We start from the raw sequence: 4,214 nt of genomic DNA on the forward strand, positions 1-4,214 counted from the left end.
AGCAGGACGGGCCGCTCCCCGGCCGCCCGGCGCTTCGAAGCGGCGGGCGCAGCCGGAGCCGTGCCGGGCACGGTGTCGCGTGCCGTGCCGGGCGCGGTGCCGGGCACGGTATCGGACGCCGTATCGGCCGGGCGGCGCAGGGCTGGCGCAGGGTCCTCCGGCGGAGTCCGGCCCGGCGGCTCCGCGAGGTGGGCGGGCAGTAGCGCGGCGATGGCGGGCGGCAGCCAGCCAGCGGTGGGCGGTCGCTCCTCCAGCTCGGCGATGACGGCGCGCGGCTCCGGCCGATCGCCCGGGTTCGTCGCCAGGCAACGCTCGACCAGGCCGCGCAGCCCGTCGGGGCACCCTGACAGGTCCACCCCCTGGACGGCGCCGGGCTCGTCCTCCCCGCTGCTGTTCGTCGCGGTGTCGTTCGTCGCGGTGCCGTCCGGTGCGGGCACGGCCCGGCCGGTCGCGGCGGCGAGGGCCAGCAGGCCGAGCGCGCGGACGTCGTCGGCCGGCGCCGGGTCCCGGTCGAGCGCGCCGACCGCGGTGATCCGCGGCCCGCCCTCGGTGAGGCGGACGGCGGCCGGGGTGAGGTCGCCGTGGCCGAGACCCGCCGCGTGGATCGCCTCGAGCGCCTCGGCGAGCGCGGTGACCAGCACGCGGACGGTCCCGGCCGGAAGCGGTCCCGCCGCGGCCAGCGCGGTGGCCAGCGAGGGGCCGGGCGCGTGCTCTGCGGCCGCCCACGCGCGGCCCTCCTCGGCGTGCCCGTCGACCACCGCCGAGAGGAAGGGCCCGCGCACCCGCTGCGCCGCCGCGATCCGCCGCCGGAACCGGTCGCGGAACCCGGGGGCCGCCGCGAGCGAGGGGCGCACGACGGTGATCGCCAGCCGCCGGCCGCTCTGCGTGGTCGCCAGGAGACCGTGGCCGGCGCCGTCCGGGCGCTCCGCCCCGCCGGGGCCGAGGCGCGCCAGCACGCGGTAGCCGCCGACCAGGGGCGGGTCGCCCGGCTCCAGCGGCGTGAACGCCGGGACGGGCGCGGCGGGGGAGTGCATCGGCGGCCTCCAGGGGGCGGGGCGGTGACCGCCCCGGGGCGGCGGGACGCCCGTTCCGTGAACTGACCATGGAACTGATCATGGTCATCCTAGAGTCAGTTTCCACGGGACGGCGGCCGGAGCGGCGCCCCGCCGACGCGGTTACCGCCCAGTACGCTACCGGCATGGACTTCGCCACCGCCGACCTCATCGACGACTACGGGGACGAGCTGCGCAGCTGCGAGACCCAGTTCCGGCGGTACGGCGCCCGGGCCCGCTTCGCCGGGCCGGTCTCGACCGTCCGCTGCCTGCGCGACAACGGCCTTGTCAAGGCGGCGCTTAACAAACCGGGGGAGGGACGCGTGCTGGTCGTGGACGGCGCGGGTTCGCTGGCATCGGCCCTGATGGGGGACATGATCGCCGCGGCGGCGGTGCGCAACGGATGGGCCGGCGCGGTCGTCCACGGGGCGGTCCGCGACGTGGTGGCGCTGCGCGGGCTGGACTTCGGTGTCAAGGCGCTCGGATCCAACCCGCGCAAGAGCGCGAAAGACGGAACGGGCCAGGTGGACGTGCCCGTTTCCTTCGGCGGGGTGGAGTTCCGGCCGGGCGACTGGCTCTACGCGGACGAGGACGGGATCGTCCTGGCCGGGCGCCGTCTTCCCGGAACGTGATCTTCCTTGGACGGAACGTGGTCTGACCATAACAATTGACCGAAAAACGGTCTCGGCGTGACATGCCAGGACGACTCCGGCAAGATCGTGGAAGTCGGCCATTGATGCGGGGGACACCCTGTCTTTACGTTCTCGGCAACGACTGAGACAGGGGAGACATGCGCGCCAAGAAGATTCTGTTGGTGCCCGCGGCGGCAACGGTGCTGGTCGCGGGGCTCGCGGCCATCCCGGCCGCCGCGCAGGCGAGACCTCCGATACCCAAGCCCACGGAGAACTCGTGGCAGATGCGGCACTGGCCGCAGACGCAGCCATGGCAGCGCGGCCAGGAGGCCCGTTCGTTCGCCGCGGCCGGGGCACCGCGCCCCATCGACCCCCAGAACTATGAACTTCCCGACACGATGACCTGGGACGACTACAAGTCCGTCCCGGGCACCTCGTGGGTCGACTCTTCCAAGAAGGGGTCGATCCGCAACTTCAAGGGCGCCGTCGTCCTGGTGGACTACCCGAACCAGCCGTTCGTGGTGACCCAGCCTAAGAACTCCACCATCTTCGGCAACCCTTCCAACGTGGGCGGCGTCCCTCGCACCGAGGTGGCGAAGTTCTACGAGAACTTCCTCAACAAGCCACAAGACCTGAACCACGGCCACACCCTCCATGAGTACTGGATGGAGGACTCCGGCGGCCGGTACGGGGTGGACCTCACCGGGTTCGGTGCCTACAAGATGCCCGCCAAGGACCACGAGTACGGCGTGGACGACTTCCAGGCCGGGACGGGCTGCCCCGCCGGGGACACCTGCCAGCGCGACATCCGCAAGGACGCGCGGGCCGCGTGGATCGCGGACGTGGGCGAGGAGACGGCCAAGAAGTTCGACTTCGTCTTCTTCCTCAGCGCCGGGCAGGACGAGTCGTCCACCTGGCAGGAGTTCGGGCAGATGAAGTTCAACTCCAAGGAGGACGTGCCGCCGGAGTGGGGCTCGGGCGACCCCGGTCTGCCCAACTGGGTGAAGACCCGGTACGTCGAGTGGACGTCCTGGCAGGCGGGTTCGTCGCTGTGGCCGAACGCGGTCAGCGGCAGCTCCACCCAGGCCGAGAGCTCCGGCATGGGCGTCTTCGCCCACGAGTTCAGCCACATCCTGGGCATCGGCGACAACTACAACAACCCGTACGGCGTCCCGGCGCGGCGCTCGTACAGCGGGCCGTGGGAGATGCTGAGCCGCGGCAGCTTCAACGGGCCGGGCGGCCCGCACAGCCGGTGGATGATCCCCGCCACCGGCGGCGGGTCGATGGGCGCCGAGCACATGCTGCGCAACAAGCTGAAGCTCGGCATCGTGGACTCGAACAAGGTGCTCCAGCTGAACCGGGACGCGCTCGCCGCGGACGGGACCGTGGTGGCCAAGGTGACCGCGCGCGCCGTCGAGCCGGGCAAGAACGACCTGGCGGGCATCAACCTGAAGCTCGCGGGCGGCGACAAGAGCCCGGCGTGTGACACGGCCACCGACCCGCTGTGCGACGGCGGCAAGTTCGACAACTACACGGTCGAGGTCGTCGACCGGATGGGCTTCGACTCGTTCACCCCCGACTCGGGTGTGCTGCTGTCGAAGACCAAGGACCAGGACCGGGCCCCGTTCATCTGGGTCAAGGACGCCAACCCGCAGGACATCAACAAGACCGACTTCGTCAAGCCGAACGGCGAGCCGCAGAAGATGACGATCGGCGACTACCGTCAGCTCTCGGACGCCCTGTACCACGCGGGCACGAACTCCGGCAGCCAGTTCGAGTACGTCGACCAGGCCAACCGCCTGCACTTCTACGTCCTGGACCTGAAGCGCGACGACAAGGGCGTGCTGTCCTACACCGTGGCGATCCGCTCGCTGGACGGCGCGGGCTCGCAGCGGCGCGGCGTGAAGGTCGACTCGGGCAACGCCTCCCCGGCGGGCTCCGGCTGGACCAAGTGCCGGATGGAGCTGCACAACAGCGGCAAGGGCGGCACCGGCTACTACGGTTCCGACGTCTACCGCCTGAAGGCCTCCGTGGCGGGCAAGGGCTGGACGACCTGGCTGCCGAACGAGCTGGCCACCGCCGAGGCCAGGGGCGCGACCTGGGTCGACGTCTGGGCCAAGGCCGGCCCCGATGCCGAGCGCAAGGCCAAGCTGACGCTCACGGGCACCTCCGAGAGCGACCCGACCAAGGCCGACTCCGGGACGTGCCGCCTTCCGTAACGCGGCGCTGACGTCCTTCTGAGCGGGACGGTCTCCTCCGGGAGGCCGTCCCGTTCGGCGTTCCTGCCGATCGGTCCCACAAGGTCGGTTTCCTGGCTTCCGCCGGGGTATGTAACCGACTGTGATGATCATGCGACTTGGGGTGATGGGCGGCGGATCCTGTGCCGTCCTCCTCGCGCTGGCCGCCGTCCCGCCGGTCCCCGTGAGGGGCGGCGTCCGTCCGGCCTCCGCGTCCGCGCGGCCCGTGCCGGGCTCGGCCGCCGCCCGCCCGGCGCTGGCCGGAGAACTCGCCGAGTTCGACCTCCGGCGGG

Annotated in this window: 4 protein-coding genes; 3 read left to right on the forward strand and 1 reads right to left on the reverse strand. The window is 72.1% G+C overall.

From position 1 onward, the window contains the following. Window positions 1-1,034 (reverse strand): protein kinase family protein (locus E1291_RS39720; RefSeq protein ID WP_503108259.1); only part of this gene is annotated, 1,034 nt, incomplete at its 3' end. A 164-nt stretch (window positions 1,035-1,198) separates the two neighbouring features. On the opposite strand from E1291_RS39720, the gene rraA reads away from it, so the two are divergent. From rraA to E1291_RS39735, 3 genes are all read left to right on the forward strand, one after another. After that, window positions 1,199-1,684 carry a ribonuclease E activity regulator RraA gene (gene rraA, locus E1291_RS39725; protein ID WP_131743163.1) on the forward strand — a complete coding sequence of 162 codons (486 nt, stop codon included), beginning with the start codon at window positions 1,199-1,201 and terminating at the stop codon, window positions 1,682-1,684. A 182-nt stretch (window positions 1,685-1,866) separates the two neighbouring features. Further along, window positions 1,867-3,903: a M6 family metalloprotease domain-containing protein gene (locus tag E1291_RS39730; protein WP_242614672.1), complete on the forward strand. Its 2,037-nt coding sequence runs from the start codon at window positions 1,867-1,869 to the stop codon at window positions 3,901-3,903. Window positions 3,904-4,033: 130 nt separating this feature from the next. Further along, on the forward strand, window positions 4,034-4,214 hold a 181-nt coding region (locus tag E1291_RS39735; protein ID WP_207401203.1), incomplete at its 3' end, for a hypothetical protein.

Source organism: Actinomadura roseirufa (assembly GCF_900659635.1).
GTDB lineage: Bacteria > Actinomycetota > Actinomycetes > Streptosporangiales > Streptosporangiaceae > Spirillospora > Spirillospora roseirufa.